The sequence below is a fragment of the Leisingera sp. S132 genome (assembly GCF_025144465.1).
Lineage (GTDB): Bacteria > Pseudomonadota > Alphaproteobacteria > Rhodobacterales > Rhodobacteraceae > Leisingera.
In genome coordinates this window covers 2292339-2313642 of the sequence record NZ_CP083553.1, presented here as the reverse complement: position 1 = coordinate 2313642, position 21304 = coordinate 2292339, and the positions used below count along the sequence as shown (strand labels likewise).

24 protein-coding genes and 1 other RNA gene are annotated in these 21304 nt (G+C 64.1%); 11 read left to right on the top strand and 14 right to left on the bottom strand.

Features of this window, described 5'->3' with window-relative positions; genetic code table 11:
- Position 1: 1 nt before the first annotated feature.
- Genes K3725_RS11460 through dtd form a run of 3 tightly spaced genes read right to left on the bottom strand, consistent with a single transcriptional unit; the run spans position 2 to position 2459 of the window.
- Positions 2–1585: an ABC transporter substrate-binding protein gene (locus K3725_RS11460; RefSeq protein ID WP_260015464.1), complete on the bottom strand. Its 1584-nt coding sequence runs from the start codon at positions 1583–1585 to the stop codon at positions 2–4.
- Positions 1524–1985, bottom strand: coding sequence for a hypothetical protein (locus K3725_RS11455; protein ID WP_260015463.1), 462 nt, complete (start codon positions 1983–1985; stop codon positions 1524–1526). Before K3725_RS11455 ends, K3725_RS11460 begins: the two co-directional genes overlap by 62 nt.
- Positions 1986–2012: 27 nt before the next feature.
- Positions 2013–2459 (bottom strand): D-aminoacyl-tRNA deacylase, encoded by a 447-nt coding sequence (dtd, locus tag K3725_RS11450; protein WP_260015462.1) that lies wholly within the window; start codon positions 2457–2459, stop codon positions 2013–2015.
- Positions 2460–2652: 193 nt separating this feature from the next.
- Between dtd and K3725_RS11445 the strand changes: the two genes are divergently transcribed.
- On the top strand, positions 2653–3072 hold the full coding sequence (locus tag K3725_RS11445; protein WP_260015461.1) for an Hsp20/alpha crystallin family protein: 420 nt from the start codon (positions 2653–2655) through the stop codon (positions 3070–3072).
- 94 nt (positions 3073–3166) lie between these two features.
- Here K3725_RS11445 and K3725_RS11440 read toward each other — a convergent pair whose 3' ends face one another.
- From K3725_RS11440 to K3725_RS11415, 6 genes are all read right to left on the bottom strand, one after another.
- Complete coding sequence (locus K3725_RS11440; protein ID WP_260018603.1) at positions 3167–4288, bottom strand: TFIIB-type zinc finger domain-containing protein; 1122 nt, start codon at positions 4286–4288, stop codon at positions 3167–3169.
- Positions 4289–4360: 72 nt separating this feature from the next.
- Complete coding sequence (locus tag K3725_RS11435; protein WP_260015460.1) at positions 4361–5539, bottom strand: SPFH domain-containing protein; 1179 nt, start codon at positions 5537–5539, stop codon at positions 4361–4363.
- 26 nt (positions 5540–5565) lie between these two features.
- Entirely contained in the window at positions 5566–6498 is a 933-nt protein-coding gene (locus tag K3725_RS11430) for a DUF2927 domain-containing protein (RefSeq protein ID WP_409201564.1), read from the bottom strand.
- 14 nt (positions 6499–6512) lie between these two features.
- Positions 6513–7703, bottom strand: coding sequence for a toxic anion resistance protein (locus K3725_RS11425; protein ID WP_260015459.1), 1191 nt, complete (start codon positions 7701–7703; stop codon positions 6513–6515).
- 16 nt (positions 7704–7719) lie between these two features.
- The gene (locus K3725_RS11420) at positions 7720–8613 is read right to left on the bottom strand and encodes a 5-bromo-4-chloroindolyl phosphate hydrolysis family protein (RefSeq protein WP_260015458.1); all 894 of its coding nucleotides are present in this window, start codon (positions 8611–8613) and stop codon (positions 7720–7722) included.
- 174 nt (positions 8614–8787) lie between these two features.
- On the bottom strand, positions 8788–9786 hold the full coding sequence (locus K3725_RS11415) for a pseudouridine synthase (protein WP_260015457.1): 999 nt from the start codon (positions 9784–9786) through the stop codon (positions 8788–8790).
- 198 nt (positions 9787–9984) lie between these two features.
- Between K3725_RS11415 and K3725_RS11410 the strand changes: the two genes are divergently transcribed.
- From K3725_RS11410 to K3725_RS11395, 4 genes are all read left to right on the top strand, one after another.
- Positions 9985–10434, top strand: a complete 450-nt coding sequence (locus K3725_RS11410; protein ID WP_260015456.1) for a nucleoside deaminase — start codon at positions 9985–9987, stop codon at positions 10432–10434.
- Between the two features lie 97 nt (positions 10435–10531).
- A complete protein-coding gene (locus K3725_RS11405; protein WP_260015455.1) occupies positions 10532–11113 on the top strand; it encodes a TetR/AcrR family transcriptional regulator in 582 nt (193 codons plus the stop codon).
- Between the two features lie 21 nt (positions 11114–11134).
- Positions 11135–11428 carry a YciI family protein gene (locus K3725_RS11400; RefSeq protein WP_260015454.1) on the top strand — a complete coding sequence of 98 codons (294 nt, stop codon included), beginning with the start codon at positions 11135–11137 and terminating at the stop codon, positions 11426–11428.
- Positions 11425–12048: a DNA-3-methyladenine glycosylase I gene (locus K3725_RS11395; RefSeq protein ID WP_260015453.1), complete on the top strand. Its 624-nt coding sequence runs from the start codon at positions 11425–11427 to the stop codon at positions 12046–12048. Before K3725_RS11400 ends, K3725_RS11395 begins: the two co-directional genes overlap by 4 nt.
- Positions 12049–12152: 104 nt before the next feature.
- Here the strand turns inward: K3725_RS11395 and K3725_RS11390 are convergent, their stop codons facing one another.
- A complete protein-coding gene (locus K3725_RS11390) occupies positions 12153–12845 on the bottom strand; it encodes a metal-dependent hydrolase (RefSeq protein WP_260015452.1) in 693 nt (230 codons plus the stop codon).
- A 185-nt stretch (positions 12846–13030) separates the two neighbouring features.
- Here K3725_RS11390 and gatC point away from each other — a divergent pair, with 185 nt between their 5' ends.
- From gatC to rnpB, 5 genes are all read left to right on the top strand, one after another.
- Entirely contained in the window at positions 13031–13318 is a 288-nt protein-coding gene (gene gatC / locus K3725_RS11385) for an Asp-tRNA(Asn)/Glu-tRNA(Gln) amidotransferase subunit GatC (protein ID WP_019295734.1), read from the top strand.
- Positions 13319–13323: 5 nt separating this feature from the next.
- On the top strand, positions 13324–14811 hold the full coding sequence (gene gatA / locus K3725_RS11380; RefSeq protein ID WP_260015451.1) for an Asp-tRNA(Asn)/Glu-tRNA(Gln) amidotransferase subunit GatA: 1488 nt from the start codon (positions 13324–13326) through the stop codon (positions 14809–14811).
- A 40-nt stretch (positions 14812–14851) separates the two neighbouring features.
- Complete coding sequence (locus tag K3725_RS11375; RefSeq protein ID WP_260015450.1) at positions 14852–15637, top strand: hypothetical protein; 786 nt, start codon at positions 14852–14854, stop codon at positions 15635–15637.
- On the top strand, positions 15637–16326 hold the full coding sequence (locus K3725_RS11370) for an N-acetylmuramoyl-L-alanine amidase (RefSeq protein ID WP_260015449.1): 690 nt from the start codon (positions 15637–15639) through the stop codon (positions 16324–16326). Before K3725_RS11375 ends, K3725_RS11370 begins: the two co-directional genes overlap by 1 nt.
- A gap of 186 nt (positions 16327–16512) precedes the next feature.
- Positions 16513–16918: RNase P RNA component class A (gene rnpB / locus K3725_RS11365), an RNA gene on the top strand.
- Positions 16919–16958: 40 nt separating this feature from the next.
- On the opposite strand, the gene K3725_RS11360 is transcribed toward rnpB, so the two are convergent.
- Positions 16959–18422, bottom strand: coding sequence for an adenylate/guanylate cyclase domain-containing protein (locus K3725_RS11360; RefSeq protein ID WP_260015448.1), 1464 nt, complete (start codon positions 18420–18422; stop codon positions 16959–16961).
- A 320-nt stretch (positions 18423–18742) separates the two neighbouring features.
- Here K3725_RS11360 and rpmG point away from each other — a divergent pair, with 320 nt between their 5' ends.
- Entirely contained in the window at positions 18743–18910 is a 168-nt protein-coding gene (gene rpmG / locus K3725_RS11355) for a 50S ribosomal protein L33 (RefSeq protein WP_008554190.1), read from the top strand.
- 614 nt (positions 18911–19524) lie between these two features.
- On the opposite strand, the gene K3725_RS11350 is transcribed toward rpmG, so the two are convergent.
- The 3 genes from K3725_RS11350 to K3725_RS11340 form a co-directional block, all read right to left on the bottom strand.
- Positions 19525–19998 carry a GNAT family N-acetyltransferase gene (locus K3725_RS11350; RefSeq protein ID WP_260015447.1) on the bottom strand — a complete coding sequence of 158 codons (474 nt, stop codon included), beginning with the start codon at positions 19996–19998 and terminating at the stop codon, positions 19525–19527.
- An 85-nt stretch (positions 19999–20083) separates the two neighbouring features.
- A complete protein-coding gene (locus K3725_RS11345) occupies positions 20084–20860 on the bottom strand; it encodes a Bax inhibitor-1/YccA family protein (protein ID WP_019295727.1) in 777 nt (258 codons plus the stop codon).
- Between the two features lie 197 nt (positions 20861–21057).
- Positions 21058–21279 (bottom strand): DUF1127 domain-containing protein, encoded by a 222-nt coding sequence (locus K3725_RS11340; RefSeq protein ID WP_260015446.1) that lies wholly within the window; start codon positions 21277–21279, stop codon positions 21058–21060.
- Between the last annotated feature and the right edge of the window lie 25 nt (positions 21280–21304).

Below are 21304 nucleotides of genomic sequence, written 5' to 3'. Positions count from 1 at the left end.
ATTAGGCTTTGACCCACAGCTTGCTGGCAGCATAGCCGTTCATCAGAACCTGGCCCGGGATGCCTTCGACAAAACCGTCCACATTGTCGGTGGTCGCTTCGACGAAGTCGTTGAACATCGGGCAGATCAGGCCGCCTTCGTCGCGCAGGATGGTCGACATGTCGGCATACATCTGCGTCCGTTTGGCCACGTCCAGTTCGCCGCGCGCTGCCACCAGCATCTGGTCGAACTGCTCGTTGTTGAAGCGGGTGTCGTTCCAGTCCGCGGTGGAGAGGTAGGCGGTGGTGAACATCTGGTCCTGGGTCGGACGGCCGCCCCAGTAGCTGGTGCAGAACGGCTTGGCGTTCCAGACTTCCGACCAGTAGCCGTCGTTCGGCTCGCGCTTCACGTCCAGCTGGATGCCGGCGCTGGACAGCGACTGCTGGAACAGGGCGGAGGCATCCGGTGCGCCCGGGAAAGAGTTGTCCGAAGTGCGCAGCAGGATGGAACCGTCGTGGCCTGCCTTCTTGAGGTGGTGCATCGCCTTGTCCGGATCGAACTGGCGCTGTTCCAGCTCGGTGTACATCGGGTAGGAGGCGTTGATCGGGGTGTCGTTGCCGACGGTGCCGTAGCCGTTCAGGATCTTGTCGACCATTTCCTGGCGGTTAATGCCGTATTTCAGCGCCATGCGCACGTCGTTGTTGTCAAACGGTGCGGTGTTGCAATGCATGATGAACACGTAGTGACCGGCCGCGGAGGTCGAGTGCACCGTGATGTTCGGTGCGCGGTCCACCAGTTTCGCGGTGCGCGGCGGCACCCGGTCGATGACGTCCACCTGGCCGGACTGCAGCGCTGCAACGCGGGCGGTGTCGTCGTTGATGACGATGATTTCCACGGTGTCCGCATTGCCCAGATCGCCCCAGTAATTCGGGTTCTTCTCGGCCACGAAGCGCACACCCATGTCGGCGGACTTCATGATGTAGGGGCCGGTGCCGATGGCGGCTGCCGGATCGTCGTTGCCGCCGTTCGGCTGGATGATCAGGTGGTAGTCGGCCAGCAGGTAGGGCAGGTCGGCGTTCGGGCTGTCCAGTTCGAAGACAACGCTGTCGCCATCGGCACGGACGTCCTTGATGCCGCGCATGATGCCCAGGGCGCCGGACTTGGTGTCTTCGCCGCTGTGGCGCTCCATGGTCTTGACCACGTCATCGGCCGTCACGCTCTGGCCGTTCGAGTAGGTCACGCCGGAGCGCAGTTTGAAGGTCCAGGTCTTGGCGTCGGCAGAGGCTTCATAGCTTTCCGCCAGCTTGCCTTCGATGCCGCCGTCGTCGGCCAATTCAACAAGGGTCTCACCCCACAGGCGGGTGACCATCAGGCCAACGGTGTTGGTGACCAGTGCCGGATCCAGGCTGTCGGTGGTGGAGCCGCCCTGCAGGCCGAGACGGATGGTGCCGCCTTTTTGCGGGCCGGCCGCCTTGGCGGCGGTGGACAGCAGCAGGTTTGCGGACACGGCGGTAAAGCCCAGTGCGGCGGCCTTGCCCAGGAAGTCACGGCGCGACAGTTTGCCTGCCGCGGCCTGGCTGGCCAGATACTGCATATGACGGTTCATTGAGATCTCCCGATTGGTTGCGGTGCTGACGGCACCTGTTTTTTGATTGGCGATTTAAGATTTGCGTATTTACCGCTAACTCGCAAGCGTTATTAGCGTTGCGCGGGGGCAGGCCCTTGTGCGGGGCAATGCTGGCCGGATCGTGGGTGTCGCCTTTTTCAGGCAAGGTGCCGTTTTTGCGATTTTGCTGCCTTGTAAGACTGAAAAATTGCGGGAATGCGACAGGAAATATTCCTGCGGGGATTTTGCGAATTTTTTGTGAATCTGACCGGCAAGCCGGACTGTCCGGCCCGCCGAAGGACAGAATCGATGCTTTCCGGTCAAAAAACGCCGCATTCGCCGCCTGACGGGGCCGCACCGTGGCTAAGGCGGATGCAAGTGTGCCTATTGTTTGCGGCACGCCTGCGCGCCGGACGGGCGGCCTGTGTCAGGCCTGTTCGGTGTCCATCCAGATGGTCACAGGACCGTCGTTCAGCAGCCGGACTTTCATATCGGCGCCAAACCGTCCTTTTGCAGTTTTCAAACCCAGCGCCTCCAGCCGGGCGGCAAAATACCCGTAGAGCCGCTCGCCATCCGCCGGGGCTGCAGCGGTGGAAAACCCGGGCCGGTTGCCGCTGCGGGTGTCGGCGGCCAGGGTGAACTGGCTGACCACCAGCACGCTGCCGCCGGTGTCCAGCACCGAACGGTTCATCTTGCCGGCTTCGTCCTTGAAGATCCGCAGCTTGGATATCTTTGCGGCCAGCTGGTCCGCCTGCGCCTCGCTGTCGCCCGCCATGGCGCAGATCAGCACCAGCAGCCCGGGGCCGACTTCGCCGATGACCTCTCCGTCAACTGTGACCGAGGCCTCGCTGACCCGCTGAATGAGTGCCCGCATGATTGCTCCCTTTGCTGAACTGGCTTGTCTGCCCTTGCTGCGGGCAGGTCTGCAACAGCTCTACCCCCTTTGGCGCGCGCGGGCGAGAGCGCCGCCTGAATTCTTGCTGAGCAGGCAGGGTAATTGCGCGGGATCAAGGCTGGAATGCCGTGCCCGGGGTACAATGGGACGCAGCAGAAAAGGAGGTTGAACAATGGTGGAAAAAACCGAACATGGCGGCTTCTGGCCGTCGCTTTATGATCCCTTCCGCAGTTTTGGCGCGCGGCTTGCCGACTGGCTCACCCCGGCAACCGAGGCGTCCTCGGGCAAAGAGGCTTATGACATCGCCATGGAGCTTCCGGGTGTTTCGCTGGAGGACGTGGAACTGACCGTGGACAACGGCGTTTTGACGATCCGCGGCGAGAAGAAGACGCAGTCCGAGAAGACGGGCGACACCTGGTATTTCAGCGAGCGTCAGTATGGCGCGTTCCGCCGCTCCTTCCGCTTGCCGGAGGACGCGGACGGGCAGGGGGCCTCGGCCCGGATGGAGGATGGTGTGCTGCACATTGCGGTGCCGAAGAAGGCGCTGGAGCAGCCGGAAACCGCCCGCAGGATTGAGATCAGCAAAGGCTGACAGGGAGGCCGGCCAAGGGTTCCGGCTCAGAATCCGGGGAAAGGAACCGGCCGGTTCAGGAAGGGGGCGGCTGCGCCCCCTTCCGCTTCGAACGCTATTGCTGGCTGGCCAGCAGGGCGATCCCGGCACCGATCAGCAGGGCCAGCAGCACGGCAAAGGCAATTTTCCAGGCCGAGTAGGGCCGCTCCCCCTGCACCCGGCCTGATTGGCCGTTGACCACAAAGCGGTAAGTCTTGCCGCGGTATTTGTAGGCCGCCAGCCACACCGGCAGCAGGATATGCTTGAAGGTCACGTCAGACACTTTAGTGTCGATATGGGCAATCCGCTGGCGGTCGCCGCCGATGTCAAAGCGCACGTCGCGTTCGATCACACGGTCCATCTTCTGACCCGCCTCGGCAAAACCTGCCTCCAGATCCACCGTGTAGGCTTCGGCCCGGAAGCCTGCCAGATACTGCGGCTGGTAGGGTTCCAGCTGCGCCAGGTCCCAGGGCTCCAGCCCCTCCGTGTACTTTTTGGGCAGGCTTTTGGAGGCCAGCACCAGCACATCGTCAAAGAACCGCTGCACCCGGCCCGAAGCGGGTGTCCAGCGCACCTTGGCGACCTGCCGGGTCCGGGTCTTGCCGTCCTGCTGGAAAGTTTCAGTCACATAATAGACGGTGCCGCGCTGGCCGGTGTAGCTGCTGCGGGTCTGGGCGTCATAGGTCCAGTAGGGCACATAGATGCCCTGCATCCGCCGCCCCTTGCGGGCGTATTCCCTGAGGCCGTTCGGGGCAAACCACAAGCCGCCCAGCCAGTCCGTCATCGCCTTATGCGCTGCGCGTTCCTCCACCGCAAAGGGCAGCACGCCCTTGGGCTTGATGTGCCGGTTCTCACCGGTGCCGGTCACCACAGGGGTGGCGCAGAACGGGCATTCCCTGGCGTGAGTGTCCGGGTCGAATTCCACCTGCGCGGCGCAGTTGGGGCAGGTGGAGACGCGGGTGACCTCGATCTCCGTCTCCGGCAGCTGCTCGGCCACTGCGGCGCGGAAATCCAGCTCCTGCAGGGCGGTGCCTTTCCAGGGGCCGCTGCGGATGCTTTCAGTGTGGCCGCAATGGCCGCAGGTCAGGGTGCCATTGGCCGGGTCATAGGTGTAGTCCGCACCGCAGTTCTCGCACGGGAAGCGGTGGGTCTCTTCGTCGGGGGCAGGCACGGTTTCAGCGGGCGGCGGCGGGGGCATCGTCACGGGGAGGCAACCTGTCGGCAGTGTCAGTCAAGCGGGCTGGGCAGCGGCTGGCGGCCGGTAGCGGTGTCAGCCGGCAGGCGGCGGCGGGGGAGGCGGCAGGATGGTGAACAGCTGCGCCAGCTCCATCACCTCGCCCGCGCGTTTCCAGCCGTCCTGGCCGGGGGTCCAGACATGGGTTTCGCGCGTTAGCGTGCCGTCCTGCGCCATCCGGCCCATCCGCGCCTTGGAAAACGGGCCAGAGGTCTGGCCGTCCACCGCGATGTGCCAGACGTGTTCCACCGGCGGCGGAGGCGGTGCTGCGGGCGCCGGCCTTTGCGGGGCAGCGGGTTCGGGCCGCGCGCCCCAAGGGCCGGACGGCTGACCCGCTGCCTGAGAGGTGGCACCGCCCTGCAGGGCCTGGCCCATCTGCTGCGCCATCGCCATTCCCATACCCATCCCCATCCCCATGCCGGCACCCATGCCGCTGTTCGGGGTTTTTGCGGCGGCGGTCATCGCCTCGGCTGCCGAAAATTGGGTGTAGCGGCCCAGATCGCCCAGCACGCCCATCTGGGTGCGCTTGTCCATCGCCTCTTCCACCGCGGGCGGCAGCGAGATGTTCTCAATGTACAGCTCGGGCATGGACAACCCGTATTCCGCCAGCGTGCCGGAAATCTCCGCCGCCACCAGCTTGCCCAGGTCGGCGGTGTTGGCGGCCATGTCCAGCACCGGAATGCCGGAGCCAGCAATGACGCGGGAGAACTCCTGCACGATGATGTTGCGGATCTGGTACGAGATCTCGTCCATGGTGAATTCACCATCGGTGCCGACGATCTCGGACAGGAAGCGGGCCGGTTCGGCGACCTTGATCGTATAGGTGCCATAGGCGCGCAGGCGAACGGGCCCGAATTCCGGATCGCGGCAGATTATCGGGTTCTTGGTGCCCCACTTCAGGTCGCTGAACCGGGTGGTGTCGACGAAATAGATCTCCGACTTGAACGGTGACTGGAAGGCGTGGTCCCAATGCTGCAGCGTGGTCATGACCGGCATGTTGTTGGTCTCCAGCATGTAGAGACCGGGGGTGAACACATCGGCCAGCTGGCCTTCGTGCACGAACACCGCCGCCTGGCCCTCGCGCACTGTCAGCTTGGCGCCATACTTGATTTCGTGGCCCTCGCGCTCGAACCGCCAGACCATCGTGTCATGGGTGTCATCCACCCAGTGAATGACGTCAATGAATTCGCCTTTGAGAAAATCGAAAATACCCATGTTTCAGGTCCTCTTCCTGTGGCGGCCTACAGTTCCTGGCCCATCGCCTCGCGGGCGAGAATGCGGATGATGGGGCGGGCCTCTTCCAGGCTCATCCCCACCTTCAGTCTTGGATCATACAGCATCTGCAGCAGTTTTTCGTCAAAGCTGGTCAGCAGCGCAAATTCGTCGTCGTCATTGAAGATCGAGGGCCGCGCGCGCGGACTGTCGTTCCTGAGGCCCAGGCCTTGCGCCACTTCTTCATGCACGCAGCTTTTGCGCACCAGATCGGGATGCTCGGCCCGGATCAGCGCGACGCCGCGGGTATAGGACAGCGGATCGGTTTGCGGCCCGCCTGCGACCACCAGGCAATAGTAGCTGCGCGGAGGCGCCGCCAGCAGCGACAGGTCGCGGGCGCTGATCGCGGGCAGCAGCTCGCGCACCCGTTCGGCAACATAGGCGCTGTCGTCGAGGCTGGCAAAGATCACGTGGAAGTTGGCACGCCCGCTGACGGTGCTGATGGAATGGCCGGTGATCCGCGCCAGCCGCGCTGCGTAGTCTGCCAGTGTTTCCCGATCCTGCGCCCGTTGCTCTGCCTGCACAGAAGGACCGAATTCAGCCGCGATCCGGACAGGGCCGGACCAGCGGCCCAGACCGCCGGAGATGCCGGCACCGCCGTATTCGTCAAAAAAGGCCAGCTGCTCAAAGCTTCTGGCCAGATCCTCCGCGTCATAAGGCGTATCCGGCCCGCCGCCATCGGTGCGCAACAACCCGCGGGTCAGCAGGTCGCGCTGCAGCGCATTGTAGTAATAGGCCAGCTGGGCGCTGTCGGCAGAGGGTTTGTAGACCGCAGGCCGTGGCACCGCGGGCCGGGCCTGAGGCACCAGCGATTCCGCCTGGTCAAAGGGCAGGCAGGCGCTGAGTGCGGCAAGCCCGGTTAGGGCCGCCGCGCACTTCCATAATGTCTGGACAGCCTGCACGCCCGCTGCCTTTCTTAACCCGGGACCGCGGTGCTGGCGGTGTCGCCGACCCCGTCGCGCCGCGCCTTGGCGGCAGCCAGCGTGTCGCGCAGTTCGGCTTCCATTTTCTGCAGATCCTCCTCGGCCGCTGCGCGTTTGGCCTTGCCCTCGTCCGCGATTCTGAGGCTGTCCTGTATGGTGCCGATCAGGTCCGCATTGGCCTGTTTCACCGCTTCAATATCAAACACCCCGCGCTCCATTTCCTGACGGATCATCTCATTCGACTGGCGCAGGTTCGCAGCGTTGGAAGTGAGCAGCTCATTGGTCAGGTCATTGGCGTCGCGCACGGCTGCGGCGGCCTGGGCCGAACGCTGGATGGTCAGGGCCTGCGCCAGCTGGGTTTCCCACAGCGGCACGGTGTTCACCAGGGTGGAGTTGATCTTGGTCACCAGCGACTTGTCGTTCTCCTGCACCAGCCGGATCGAGGGCAGCGACTGCATGGTGACCTGGCGGGTCAGCTTCAGGTCATGCACCCGCCGCTCCAGATCGTCACGGGCGGCGCGCAGGTCGCGCAGCTCCTGCGCCTTCATCACCTGATCGCCTTCGGGGGCGGCCTGCACTTCGGCCTCCTTGGCAGGGATGGCGGTGCTGTCCAGCTCTGCGAGCTTGGCTTCGCCCGCTGCGATATTGAGCGCCAGCTCATCGTAGAATTGCAGCGTCTTTTCATAGAGAAGATCGAGCGACTTGATGTCTTTCAGCAGGGTATGCTCATGGCCCAGGAGGTCGTCGGTGATCTTGTCGATCTGCCCCTGCACGGTTTCATAGCGCGCGGTGAACTTTACAAAGGGCGTGGCCTTGCCCAGCAGACGCTCCCAGAAAGTCGCCTTGCGGCGCACGTCCAGTTCGGAGACCGAAAAACCGCGGATCGCGGCCACGATGTTGCGTAAGGAGTCGCCCGCAGGCCCCACGTCTTTGTTGCGCACATCAGACAGCATCGCCTGGCTGATTGTTTGCAGCTCTTCCTGCGCGGCGGAGCCGAAATGGATGATCGAGTTGGTGTCACCCGTGTCGATCTGGTCCATCCGCTGCCGGATCGCCTCGCTGGTTGGCGCGTCAGCCTGTTCCAGAGGCTGAACCTCAGCAACGGGTTCAGGCAGCTCAATGGCGGTAACTTCGGTAACCAGGGCTTCGGCCTCGGCGGCCTTTTGTTGAACGGCTTCAGACATGAATGGCTCCCCTTAATCAGTTCTGGTCCAAGTGGACCCCTTCACGCTGCAACCGGTCGCGCAGCACATCGATTTCAATGGCCAGGTCCGTGCGGTCCTCCACCAGCATCTTGCGGGTGCGCGCGGCAAAGTTCTGTTCCAGATCGTCCAGCAGCACCATGTAATCAGCGCGGGCCTGAGCGTCCTGGCTGCGGGCATAGATATCAGCAAATTTCACCGTCGCGTCGCGGGCGCCCTGCAAATAGACGGTCAGGTACTTACGGGCGGCGGTCAGGTCGCGCGGGTCTTCCTCCACCGTGCGGAACAGCTCGCGGGCGACGGACTGGAACTGCTCCACCCGCGCCTCGACAGTCCGGTCGCGGGCGCGCAGGGCGGCGTCCTTCATCGCGGCAAGATTTTCCTCGGCTTCATCCACCGCGCGGGCCACGCGTGATTGCTGGAAATCATCGACGCCTTCGACGCCCTTGTCCTGCAGCGGGTCGATGCCGAAGGCGGTAATGTGCAGTCCCGCCGCCGCGGCGCCATAGATGGCGGCAATCAGAATGCCGGGTTCAGCTTTCCATGCAGCCAGTGCGGCGCCGCCGCCTGTTAGCAACGCTGCCAGGATCTTGCGGGGCAGGGCGGGTTTGCGCGCTACCTTGCGCGCGGCATAGGCGGCCTCGGCCTTAAGTCCCTCGCGCAGCAGAAAGGCGCCGCCGGTCCAAAGGCCCGCGCCGATCAGCCCCAGTGCCAGGCCGGTGGCGCCGTCGTTCAAGGACAACAGGGTGAGGATCGCGGGCGGCACGAACATCACGTTGACCCGCACCCCGGCGGGGTCTACCTGCGCATTGCGGTAAGAGTGCTGCGGGGGCGTGTCCTGGGCAGGGGGCTTGCCGTCGGGGCTGTATTTGCCGCCATAACGCTGTGCCATGCGGTCAGCCTCCTACGATCCAGCCGGTGCTCAGGCCGAACATCAGGATCAACAGAGCAGCATAGGCAAGTTTCTGCACGCGAAAGTCCCCCCAAACCGCCAGCAAAGATTAACTGATTGGAAATCTAGGGGATAGCGGGCGGTGTTGCTAGGGGGAAGTCTGCGGGAATCGGCTCAGCGGCGGGGATTCTTGCCGATCGGGCGCTTGCCGCCGTTACGCTGGGCGGGGCGGTCGCCGCGCGGTGCTGCGGGCTTGCCGCCCGGTTTGCCGGCTTTAGCCGGCGTCTTGCCAGCCGGTTTGCTGCCGGGCTTGCCCGCAGGCTTGCCGCCGCGGGACCGGGTGGGGCGGCCTGCCGGCTTTTCCACTTCCGGCTCCAGGCCGAGCTGGTCGCGCACCACGCGCGGACGCAGTTCTTCCACGTCGCCCGGTTTCAGATCACCCAGCTGGAATGGCCCGTAGGACACCCGCAGCAGGCGGTTGACGCTATAGCCGATATCCTCCATCGCGCGGCGGATTTCGCGGTTCTTGCCTTCGCGCAGGCCAACGGTCAGCCAGGCATTTGCGCCCTGCTGGCGGTCCAGCGACACGGTCATCGGCTGAAACTTCTCGCCCTCGATCACCAGGCCCTTGCGCAACGGGGCGAAATCCTCGTCCTTGGGCCGCCCGTTGATCCGCACCCGGTAGCGGCGCAGCCAGCCGGTGGCGGGCAGCTCCAGCTTGCGTTTGATGCCGCCGTCATTGGTCAGCAGCAAGAGCCCTTCGGAATTGAGGTCGAGCCGTCCCACCGTCATCACCCGCGGCATGTCCTCCGGCAGCTCGTCAAAGATCGTCTTGCGGCCCTTCTCGTCGCTGTTCGAGGTCACCAGACCGGTGGGCTTGTAATACAGCCACATCCGCGGCGCCTCGGCCTCCGGCAGCGGCTGGCCGTCAATGCTGATCCGGTCTGCCGCGGTCACGTTCAGCGCCGGGCTGTCAATCTTCTTGCCGTTCACCGACACACGGCCCTCGGCAATCATGCGCTCAGCCTCGCGGCGCGAGGCAACGCCGGCACGCGACAGGACCTTGGCGATGCGGTCGCCCTCAGACGCGGCGCCTTCGGGTTTGGAAGGCGCTTTGCGGGGCTGGGATTTCGGGGCCGGTTTGCCCTTGGGGGATGCGGGTGTTTTGCTCATGCCCGTGCCATAGAGCATTCCGTCGCCTTGCGAAAGCGGGCATTCGCGGGCGTCTAAAGTGAGGGGAGGGCAGAGCCCGGCGGCGGGCGGGAAGCGAAGCGCCCGCCCATGGGGTGGGATGGGCGCTGCCCGGCGTTGCCGCCTGGCCGAAACTTTCCTAAGTGTATAGCCTTGCTGCATTCAAGCTGAGCGGAGCGTATGGCATTCAAATCGCACATGGATAAGGCGCTGGAGCAGGCGCGGCTGGCAGCGCAACGCGGCGAGGTGCCCGTGGGTGCTGCGCTGATCGCGCCGGACGGGCAGGTAGCGGCGCTGGCAGGCAACCGCACCCGGGAGCTGAATGACCCCACGGCCCATGCCGAAATCCTGACCATCCGCGCGGCCTGTGCCGCCTTGGGCAGCGAGCGGCTCACGGGCTACGACCTTTATGTGACGCTGGAGCCCTGCGCCATGTGCGCCGCGGCCATCGCTGCCGCCCGCATCCGCCGGGTGTACTACGGCGCCGCAGATCCCAAGTCCGGCGGCGTGGCGCATGGCGCCTGCGTGTTCTCCCACCCGCAGGCGCATCATGCGCCGGAGGTCTATGACGGGATTGCCGAAGGCGAAGCCAGCGCGCTGCTCAAGGAGTTCTTTGCAGGCAAGCGCTGATCATTGAGCCGGTGACGTGTCGTCGCTTCTCTTGCCGGTTGCACCTGTAGGTCAAATGTCCTAACTTGCCATTAGGTCAAAAGTCCTAGGGGTGGAGATGCCACAGCCAGCAACCAAAGACAGGATCGCCCAAGCCGCGGACCAGCTGTTCTATGAGCGCGGGTTCGAGGCCACGTCGTTTGCGGATATCGCTGCAGCGGTTGGCATCTCGCGCGGCAATTTCTACTATCACTTCAAGACCAAGGACGAGATCCTCGAAGCAGTGATCGCGCGCCGCTTGGCCGCGACCCGCGCCATGCTGAACACCTGGCAGGCCGAGGGCGCCGGTCCGGAGCAGCGGATCATCTGCTTTATCCGCATCTTGATCGCCAACCAGGCCAGGGTCACCCTCTATGGCTGTCCGGTCGGGACGCTGGTGGCGGAGCTGGGCAAGCTGAACCATGCGGCGCAGGATCAGGCAAATGCGGTTTTTACCCTGTTCCGGACATGGCTCTGCCGCCAGTTCGAAGAGCTGGGCTGCGGTACGGACTCGGATGCCCTGGCCTTGCACCTGCTGGCGCGCAGCCAGGGGGCAGCGGCGCTGGCGCAGGCATTTGGCGATGTGGAATTCATCAACCGCGAAGTGGCGCTGATGCAGGACTGGCTCGCCTGTCAGCTGCCACAGGATCCCCCCCGTTAATATGCATCACAGGAGACAAGCATGTATTTCATTTTGCTGACATTTGCCGAGCAGAAAGACCGCCTGGCCGAATACCTGGACGGCCACAAGGCCTGGCTCCAGCAAGGGTTCGCAGACGGGGTTTTCCTTGCCGCAGGATCCATGACCGATGGTGAGGGCGGTGCGATCCTCGCTGTGGGTGAAAGCGAGGAGGCCCTGTTTGCCCGCGTCGCCCAGGATCCCTTTGTGTCCGGCGGGGTGGTGGAGCCGGAAATCATCGGCGTGGCGCCGACCATGATGGATCCCCGGCTTGATTTCCTGCGGGGCGGGGAATGAGCCGCTTGTTTACCGCGCCTGACGGCCATCCCCGTTGCGCCTGGGCCGCATCGGCGCCGGATTTCCTGCGCTACCACGACGAGGAATGGGGCTACCCGGTGGGCGACGACATCCGCCTGTTCGAGAAGGTCTGCCTCGAAAGCTTCCAGTCCGGGCTCAGCTGGCGGACCATTCTGGACAAGCGCGAGAACTTCCGCGCCGCCTTTGCCGGGTTTGATTTCAACGAGATGGCGAAGTTCGGCGCGGCTGATGTGGAGCGGCTCTTGCAGGACAAGGGCATCATCCGCCACCGCGGCAAGATCGAGGCGGTGATCAACAACGCCGCTCGCGCGCAGGAACTGGTGGCGGAGACGGGGACTCTCGCCGCGTTTTTCTGGAGTTTCGAGCCAAAGCCGGAGGACTTGCCGGAGCCGCAGACCGCCTCCACCAGCCCCGAATCCGTGGCGCTGTCCAAGGCGCTCAAGAAACGCGGCTGGAAATTCGTCGGCCCGACCACGGTCTTTGCTTTCATGCAGGCGATGGGGCTGATCAACGACCACGCCCGCGGCTGCATCTGCCGGGAGAAGGCGGCTGCAGCCCGTGCGGCGTTCACCGTGCCGCAGATGAAACCGGCGGCCTGAAACCTGTCTGCGCCGGGCCGCAAGGCCCGGCGCCACGCCCAACGGGAGCAGATCTGCCCGGCAGATCCGGCGACGGGCGGGAGAACACGGTCAGCCTGCCTTGTTCAGACTTCGATTGCCTTCATCACTTCCGGCTCAATGACCTCAACGCCTGGCAGCCCTTCGATCAGGTCTCTGGCGTCCTGCTCCAGGACCGGGAAGCTCTTGTAGTGGCAGGGAATCACCGTCTTGAAGCTGAAATACCGCTTGGCCGCATAGGCCGCCTGTTTCATGTCCATGGTGAAATGCCCGCCCGCCGACAGGATGCCCACGTCCGGCTTGTAGTAATCGCCCATCCACTCCATGTCGGCCATGATTGCGGTGTCGCCGGACAGGTAGACAGTCTTGCCCTCCGCCATCAGCATATAGCCGACCTCCGAACCGCCAGTGCGCAGGCCGTCCTGGGTGTTGAAGGTGGAGCTGTGCGAGGCCGGCACCATCGCAACCTTGACCCCGCCCAGATCCACCGTGCCGCCCTTGTTGAAGCCCACGGTCTGCACCCCTTCGGTCTCCCCCCAGAGCCCCATCAGGTCATACTGCCCCACCACTGGCACCTCCAGCCGCTTCGCCAGGGGCAGCACGTCCACCACATGGTCGAAATGCACGTGGGTCAGCAGGATATGGGTTGCCCCCGCAACCGCGGCCTCGTGGCTTTCTTCCGGCAGCACCGGGTTGCCGCTTAGCCAAGGGTCTACCAGCAGCACCAGGCCGCCTGCTTCGATACGGAATGAGCCGTGGCCCAGCCAAATGATCTTCATCGGATTTCCTCCCGTTGGCCTTGCCGTTGTTGTTGGCGGCAGCCTAACAGGCTGCGGGCGAAAAGGAATGCGGACGTGCCGGAAATTATGCCTGCGGGTCTGATTGCCGCCCGCCCGCCCGTTGCAGGCTTGCAGCGCAGGCGGCACGGCGGTAAATGCCTACCCAACACCAGATGAGGGTTTCCATGTCGATTGACCAAAGCACCGCCGCCAAGGTGGCCAAACTGGCCCGGATCAAGGTCGAGGACGACGCTCTGCCGGCACTGGCAGACGAGTTCAACAACATCCTGGGCTTCATCGAGCAGCTGAACGAGGTGGATGTCGAGGGCGTCGAGCCGATGACCTCCGTCACCCCGCAGCGCCTGAAGCGCCGCAAGGACGAAGTCACCGACGGCAGCCAGCAGGACAAGGTGCTGGCCAATGCGCCGGACGCCCGCGAAGGCTTCTTTGCAGTGCCCAAAGTCGTGGAGTGAGAGACATGAGCGATCTGAACAAACTGGGCCTGGCAGAGGCCCGCGATGCGCTGCGCAAGGGCGACACCACTTCCGTTGAGCTGACCGAAGCCTGCCTCAAGGCAATCGACGCGGCGGACGCGCTCAACGCTTTTGTGCACAAGACGCCTGAGCTGGCGATGGAACGCGCCAAGGCGGCGGACGACCGTATCAAGGCGGGCGGAGCGCCCTCCATGTGCGGCCTGCCGATCGGCATCAAGGACCTGTTCTGCACCAAGGGCGTGCCCTCGCAGGCGGCCTCCAAAATCCTCGAAGGCTTCAAGCCGGAGTATGAATCCACCGTCAGCCAGAAGCTGGCCGATGCCGGTTCCGTCATGCTGGGCAAGCTGAACATGGATGAGTTCGCCATGGGCTCCTCTAATGAGACCTCCGTCTACGGCAATGCTGTCAGCCCCTGGCGCCGCGGCAATGACGAGGCCCAGCTGACCCCGGGCGGCTCCTCTGGCGGGTCCGCATCCGCTGTCGCCGCCGACCTCTGCCTTGCAGCGACCGGCACCGACACCGGCGGTTCGATCCGCCAGCCCGCAGCCTTCACCGGCACCGTCGGCATCAAACCGACCTACGGCCGCTGCTCGCGCTGGGGCATCGTCGCCTTTGCTTCCTCGCTGGATCAGGCCGGGCCGATGACCAAATCGGTGCGCGACGCGGCGATCATGCTGGAAGCCATGTGCGGCCACGACCCCAAGGATTCGACCTCTGCCGAACTGGCGGTGCCGGATTTCGAGGCGATGCTGACCGGCGACATCCGCGGCAAGAAGATCGGTATCCCCAAGGAATACCGCATGGACGGCATGCCGGGCGAGATCGAGAAACTGTGGTCCGACGGTGCCGAGATGCTGAAGGCTGCTGGTGCCGAGATCGTCGACATCTCGTTGCCCCACACAAAGTATGCGCTGCCCGCGTACTACGTGATTGCCCCGGCTGAGGCCTCCTCGAACCTGGCCCGCTATGATGGCGTCCGCTACGGCCGCCGCGCCACGCTGGAGGCTGGTGACGGCATCACCGAGATGTACGAGAAGACCCGCGCCGAGGGCTTTGGCCACGAGGTGCAGCGCCGGGTGATGGTCGGCACCTACGTGCTGTCTGCAGGCTTCTACGACGCTTATTACAACCGCGCCCGCCGCGTCCGCACCCTGATCAAGAAGGACTTCGAGGACGCCTTTGCCGCAGGTGTCGACGCGATCCTGACCCCGGCGACCCCGTCCGCGGCCTTTGGACTGGGCGAGATGACCGAGGCGGATCCGGTACAGATGTATCTGAACGATGTCTTCACCGTCACTGTGAACCTGGCGGGCCTGCCGGGCGTTGCTGTGCCTGCGGGCTTGGATGCCCAAGGCCTGCCGCTGGGCCTGCAGCTCATTGGCAAGCCATGGGAAGAGGGCGATCTGCTGAACACTGCCTATGCGCTAGAGAATGCGGCCGGCTTTGTAGCCAAACCGCAGCAATGGTGGTAAACCTCTGCGCAAGCAATTGAGCAGAGCTGACAGGTACCCCATGCGCGCATTCGCATCTTACGCCGCCGCAGGCAGCCTTCTGGTTATGGCTGCCTGTTCCCCCCAGGTTCCGGACAGCGCCGCGGGCGTTGGCATCGACGGCGACCCGTTTGCGCCGCCGCCGGCCGCTGGCACCACCATTAATGGTGATCCGCTGGTGCCGCCGTCGCGGGTGTCCACCGAAACCGTTCGTTCGCAAGCCGGGACTGCACCGCGCAGCGCCGCCTCGACTACGTCTGCCGGCACTTTCAGCACCGCTGCGGCGGCGTCCAGCGACGCCGACATTGCCCGACAGACAGAGGCAGCCCTGGCCGCCTCGCGCAGCAGTTCCAGCGCCGGAACCGCGCCGCTGGATGCGAGCCCCTCCAACCCGGCGCCGGCGCTGGTCGGCAACGCAGGTATTTCGGACGAAAATGACTTCCAGGCGGTATCGTCGCGCCAATCCATTGAAAGCGATGCCGAACGGCTGCAGCGGCAGCGCTCGCAATACCAGCAGGTTGAGCCCACTGCAGTGCCGGAACGCGCTGGCGATACCGGGCCGAACATCGTGAAATACGCGCTCAGCACCTCCAATCCCAAGGGTGTGCGCCTCTATACCCGCGCGGGCATCAACCTGAAGGCCCGCAGCCAGCGCAACTGTGCTGAGTTCGCCTCGCCCGATCAGGCCCAGATCGCCTTTCTCGAAAGCGGCGGTCCCCAGCGCGACCGCAAGGTGCTGGACCCGGATGGTGACGGCTTTGCCTGCGGATGGGATCCGGCGCCCTACCGGCTGGCCGTCCAGAACTGATGACGTCTGATACGGGCAGGGCTGATCAGCCTGGCGCCATCTGGCACCCGAGCCCGAATTTCGGGCCGCGCAGGGACAGTCTGACGCCGTCCTTGATTGTTTTGCACTACACTGCGATGGACAGTGCCAAGGCAGCGCTGGAACGGCTTTGCGATCCGGCAGCAGAGGTCTCCGCCCACTACCTGATTGGTGCGGATGGGACGCTCTGGCAGATGGTGGGCGAGGACAGCCGGGCCTGGCACGCGGGCGCCGGTGAATGGGCCGGGCAGGACGACATCAACTCCCGTTCGATCGGCATCGAGCTCGACAACCGCGGCACCCATCCGTTCAGCGAGCCGCAGATGGCAGCGCTTGAGAGATTGATGAGCGGTATCATGCAGCGCCGGGACATCCCGCCTGCTGGGGTGATCGGCCATTCCTGCATGGCGCCGGGGCGTAAATGCGACCCCGGCCCGAGGTTCGATTGGGGCCGGCTGGCCCGGCTGGGGCTGTCCGCGGCAGGCTTCGGGGCGCCGCAACCGCAAAGCATGGAATTTGAGGACTTCCGCCAAGCCGCCGCCGCGGCCGGTTTCACGGCACCTGCTGATGATCAAACGCTTCTGGCGGCTGTGCGGCTGCGGTTCCGGCCCTGGGCGCACGGCCCGCTCTCGGCAGAAGACTTTCGGGTTTTGCATCCGCTGGTGCGCTAAGGGGGGCTTGTGCGAGGCTCTGCCTCGCGTTCCGGTGTCTTTGGGGTCAGGAGAATAGAGGGTCCGCTCTTCATCTGGCTGGAACTATCCTGGGGTGAATTGGCCCCGGGGCCGAGAGGGGCAAAGCCGCTGCCGCCAAACTATCCGCTTGACGCCGCGCGCCGTTGTTCCTACGCCTCGCCTCGCGCAGAAGGCTGGATGGCCGCGGGGAGCGTCCGCTCCGCGAGGAAAGTCCGGACTCCATGAAGCAGCGGTGCCGGGTAACGCCCGGGCGGGGAAACCCGACGGAAAGCGCCACAGAAAACAGACCGCCAGCCTCCGGGCTGGTAAGGGTGAAACGGTGGGGTAAGAGCCCACCGCGCCCCTGGCAACAGGGGCGGCACGGCAAGCCCCACCGGGAGCAATGCCAAATAGGGTCCCCGCGCGGGCAGGTTCCGGTCCGCCGGAAAACCGCCGCTAGGTTCGCTTCAGCCGAGAGGGACCGGGTTGGCAGCTTGAGCGGCGCAGCAATGCGCCGCCTAGATGAATGGTCATCGATCCCTGCCTTACGGGGCAGGGGGGACAGGATCCGGCTTACAGGCCTTCTGCGCGTTTCTCCGGTTCATACGCCGTTGCCGGCCCGGGAATGCCCTTCAACTCAAATTTACCGGCCTTTTGCAGGCCGGCGCCAATGGCCCGGGCCGTGGTCTCGCACAGCAGGATCTGTCCGCTGCCTGCCTTGTCGCACAGCCGGGCCGCCAGATTCGGTGCCGCGCCAATGGCTGCATAATCGAGCCGCCTTCAAAACCGAACTGCCCCAGTGTTGCCTCGCCGGTGGCAATCCCGATCCCCAGACCGATGCGGCTGCCGCCTGTTTGAAACGGTTTCACCGAATCCGGAAAGGCTGTCTGCATCTGCTTCGCCAGCGCCAGAGCCCGCTTGGCCGGGTCCTCGCAGGGCAGCGGCGCGTTGAACAGCACCAGCAGACCATCGCCCAAAAACCGCTCCAGCGTGCCGCTGGCCTTCTCAATCAGCGGCCCGGCAGTCTGGTGGAAGGCGTTGAGCGCGGCGATCACCTGTTCCGGGGCAACCGCGCTGGCAAGGGCGGTAAAGCCGCGCAGGTCTGCAAACAGAACCGTCACGGTGCGGCGCTGGCTGTTCAGCAGGGTGCTGCCGCTGCCCGCATTGACGATCATCGCCGCCACTTGCTCCGGCAAAAAGCCGCGCAGCCTGTTGGTCCGCTCCAGCTCTGCGACCTGCTGTGCCACCTTGCGCTCCAGCTGGCTGTTCCAGGATTGCAGTTCTTCCTTCTGCGCATTGACCTCCTCGTACAGTGCGCCCAACTCCCGGCTCATGCTGTTGACGTTCCGGGCCAGCCTGCCGAATTCATCCCGGTTTGAAACCGTGGCCCGGGCTGTGAAGTTTCCGGAAGCGACGGCACTGAGAGTGCGGCCGATCTGCGCCACCGGCCACAGCACAGAGGACGAAATTGCATAGCCTGCGAGTAATGACAGCAAAACCGCGGCCGCGCTTGCGCCGGCGACCAGGGCGCGGGCGCGCTCATAGGCCCGGGCCGTTTCCTGTGCGCGCAGGTTCATTTCCGCTACGATCTCTTTCTGGGTCGTGTAAGCGCTGCGCTGAAGCCTTTGGGCCTTTGGGATGAACTGCCGTTCAACCAGATCATGAACAGCAGTGAAATCCCGTCCGTTTCGGCTGTTGACGATGTCAAAAGCGATACGGGAAAGAATCTTCGCTTCAGTTCTCAGCTCTGCCATCTGGCGGCCTTCGGGCGACTCCTCGCCATCCATGCGGCGGACGGCGTGGGCCAGGAGCAGTGAAAGATCCTGTGTTTCGTTGAGGGCTTGAACAGAGGGTACGCCCATCCGGCCAGGGCGCTCCAGTATGCTGTGCAAGGCAAAGGCCATTGCGTCGCTGCTGCTTTGATACACGCGGTTATAGACGCCAATACGTTCCTGGTCGCGGATCAACTGGCGGGTCCGCTCATTCGCCTGCTGCAGCGATTGCAGCCCCAGCAGGGCAAGGACGATCAACAGACCGGTTCCGGTTAGAAAAGCCGCTAGCAGCTTGTACCTAAGCGAAACCGTGAGGCGGGCCACCGCGCGCACCAGAAGATTCGGTTGCGGCTCTGTCTGGCGGGGGTCCCCGTGCTGAGGCATTGGCAGGGCTTTCGGTATGTGGCGCGGCGGGTTATGGCAATGAAATGGAGCAAACGGCTGCCAAGGCCATGATTCACCATGTTTCAAAGGGACATGGCTGCTTGGAAGCCGGGTTCTGCCTCCAGAGGGGCAGATTTGGCCTTCCGGGGCGGCTTCCGGGCGATTTGGCTGTTGACTTGGGGCACAGGGCGGGTAAAAGCCGGGCTTCAGATAGGAATTTACCGAGAGGCCCCTGCCTTTTCGGACGCAGGAGAAGCACCATGGCGAAGCCGACCACCATCAAGATCCGCCTGAACTCGAGCGCGGGCACCGGCCACTTCTATGTGACCAAGAAAAACGCACGCACCATGACCGAGAAAATGGTTGTGCGTAAGTATGACCCGGTCGTGCGCAAGCACGTCGAGTACAAAGAAGGCAAAATCAAGTAAGCCTTCCTTACGGACTTATTTCGGGAAACGGGTCGCGCGCTGCGCGGCCCGTTTTCTTTTGGGGTATTTTGTCTGCCTGCCCGCTGCCTTCAATTGTCGGAAAATGCTGCGCGGATTGTCCAGCGCCCCGGCACCTTCTCGCCCCATTTCATGCCTAGCCTGACGCCCTGGGTGAACAAGTGAACGGGTGGATGTGCAATGCGGGTTTTCTTCTTGGCAGCGGTAATATCGGCGGCCGGAGCGCCAGTCTCCAGTTTCTTTGAGACCAAGGCGGCGGTGCCGCTGCCCCCGGCGGTCAGCGTTGAGCCTTTGCCCGCGGCTGGAGCTTCCGGGGAAGGCGGGGCAGCCCGGCAGATGGTTTCTGAACATAGCGTCGGCATCAGCGGGCGCAGTCTGACCCTAAGTGTGATGCGCGAGGGCAGCGCCGGTGTTGCGGTGCTGAGCGCAGCTGGAACCAGTGCGGTGCCTGTTCTGCCAGCTATTGCGGAAGCCCAGTTGCGGGAAGTGATCCGAAGCGCATCCGGCTGCCGTGTGGACGGAGCCCCGCGGCAGGTTGCCGGCCGGCAGGGGACACTTGCCATCTCCGCCGGCCTTGTTTGCTCCGGTTCCTGACCTCAGGCGCGCCACTCTGCCACGGTCAGCACAGGCTCCATGCCCATGCCCTGCATCAGCGCGGCTGAGGCGCTGTTGAACGGGGCATAGGTGGCGGCAACCACAGTTGCGCCTTCCGCCAGCGCCCGCGTTCTCATCGCCTCCACCAGCGCCTTGCCCACGCCCATGCGGCGCCAGGCTTCGGTCACCGAGATGTGGTGCAGCATCGCGCGTTTCTCAGCCGCCCGGACCGGCAGGGCAGGGCGGTTCTGCAGTTCATAGATCAGGTAGCCCAGCAGCGCCCCTTGCGGGCTCTCAGCGGCCAGCGCGCAGACGTTGTCCTGTTGCAGCCAGTCCTGCAGCCAGGCGGCCAGATCGCCGTTGCCGGGTGCCGGAATGTGGCGCTCCGGCTGATGCTGGGCGTGCAGCGCGTGCAGGTCCTGCAGCAGCGGCAGCAGGCGGTCTGCCTCTGCCGCCGGGATCTCAATAATTTCCATGGGTGTTGCCCTTGTTATTGTTGTTCAAATGAAAAGGGGCGGATCCTTGCGGTCCGCCCCTCGCTGTTTGGTATGTGGCCTGCGGTTATTCGCGGTTGCCAAGCAGCTGGAGCAGCATCATGAACATGTTGATGAAGTCCAGATACAGGCTCAGTGCGCCCATGATCGCGGACTTTGCCAGCCACTCCTGGTCGCCCGCATGGGCCATCTGCAGGTAGTCGTTCTTGATGCGCTGGGTGTCATATGCGGTCAGGCCCGCAAAGATCAGCACGCCGATCACGGAGATCGCAAACGCCATGGCAGAGGACGCCAGGAAGATGTTGACGATCGAGGCCACGATCAGGCCGATCAGGCCCATGATCAGGAAGGAGCCCATGCCGCTGAGGTCCTTCTTGGTGGTGTAGCCCACCAGCGACAGGCCCGCAAAGGCGATGGAGGTGATCAGGAATACCTGCACGATGCTTTCGCCGGTGAAGACCAGGAAGATCGAGCTGATCGACAGGCCCATCACGGTGGCAAAGACATAGAACAGCAGCTGCACGCCGGCCGCGGACATGCGGTTGGCGGCGGCACCGATGCCGAAGATGAAGGCCAGCGGGGCAAACATGATAACCCACTTCAGCGGCGAGGCATAAAGCGCATAGCCGATGTTGGTGAGGTATTTGTCAGCACTCAGCTGGGCCACGGCGTTGGCCGGGTCCGAAGTAACCGCCAGGCCGGCAATCGCCCAGGCGGCCAGGAAGGTGATGAACGTGCCTGCCGACATGGTGGCATAGACTTTGTTCATATGGGCGCGCAGGCCCTCATCAATCTGCTGGGCGCGGGCGCCTGCGGCAGAGCGGATGGTGTCGAATTGTGCCATATTGAATGGTCTCCGTAATCTACTCCCTCGCTGCCGGCACACGAAACGGACCGCGGGCCGCAGCTTTCCTGCCAAATATCGGGTGAAGCGGAGTTCGGTTCAAGTATTTCAGACAAAGAAATACATGAAAAACAGCCAAACGGGCCGCTGGAATGCGGCCCGCCTGCACAGGAGCTGCCCCTTGTGGCTCAACCTGATCAGAAACTCCAGTGATCCGGCGCTTTCCAGAACCCGCCGCGGGCCTCTGCATCTGCCTGGGCACGGGTCAAGCCTATGTCCTTCAGCGCGCGGTCATCCAGCCGGGCCAATTGGCGGCGCTGGCGCCAGGCGGCCAGGTGCAGCCGCAGGCGGGCAGTCAGGGACAGCTGCGGCTTGGCAGCGGTGCAAGGAGCTGAGCAATGGGAGGTCGCGAGGGTCATTGGCGTGGTCCTTCAGTTGAGTTTG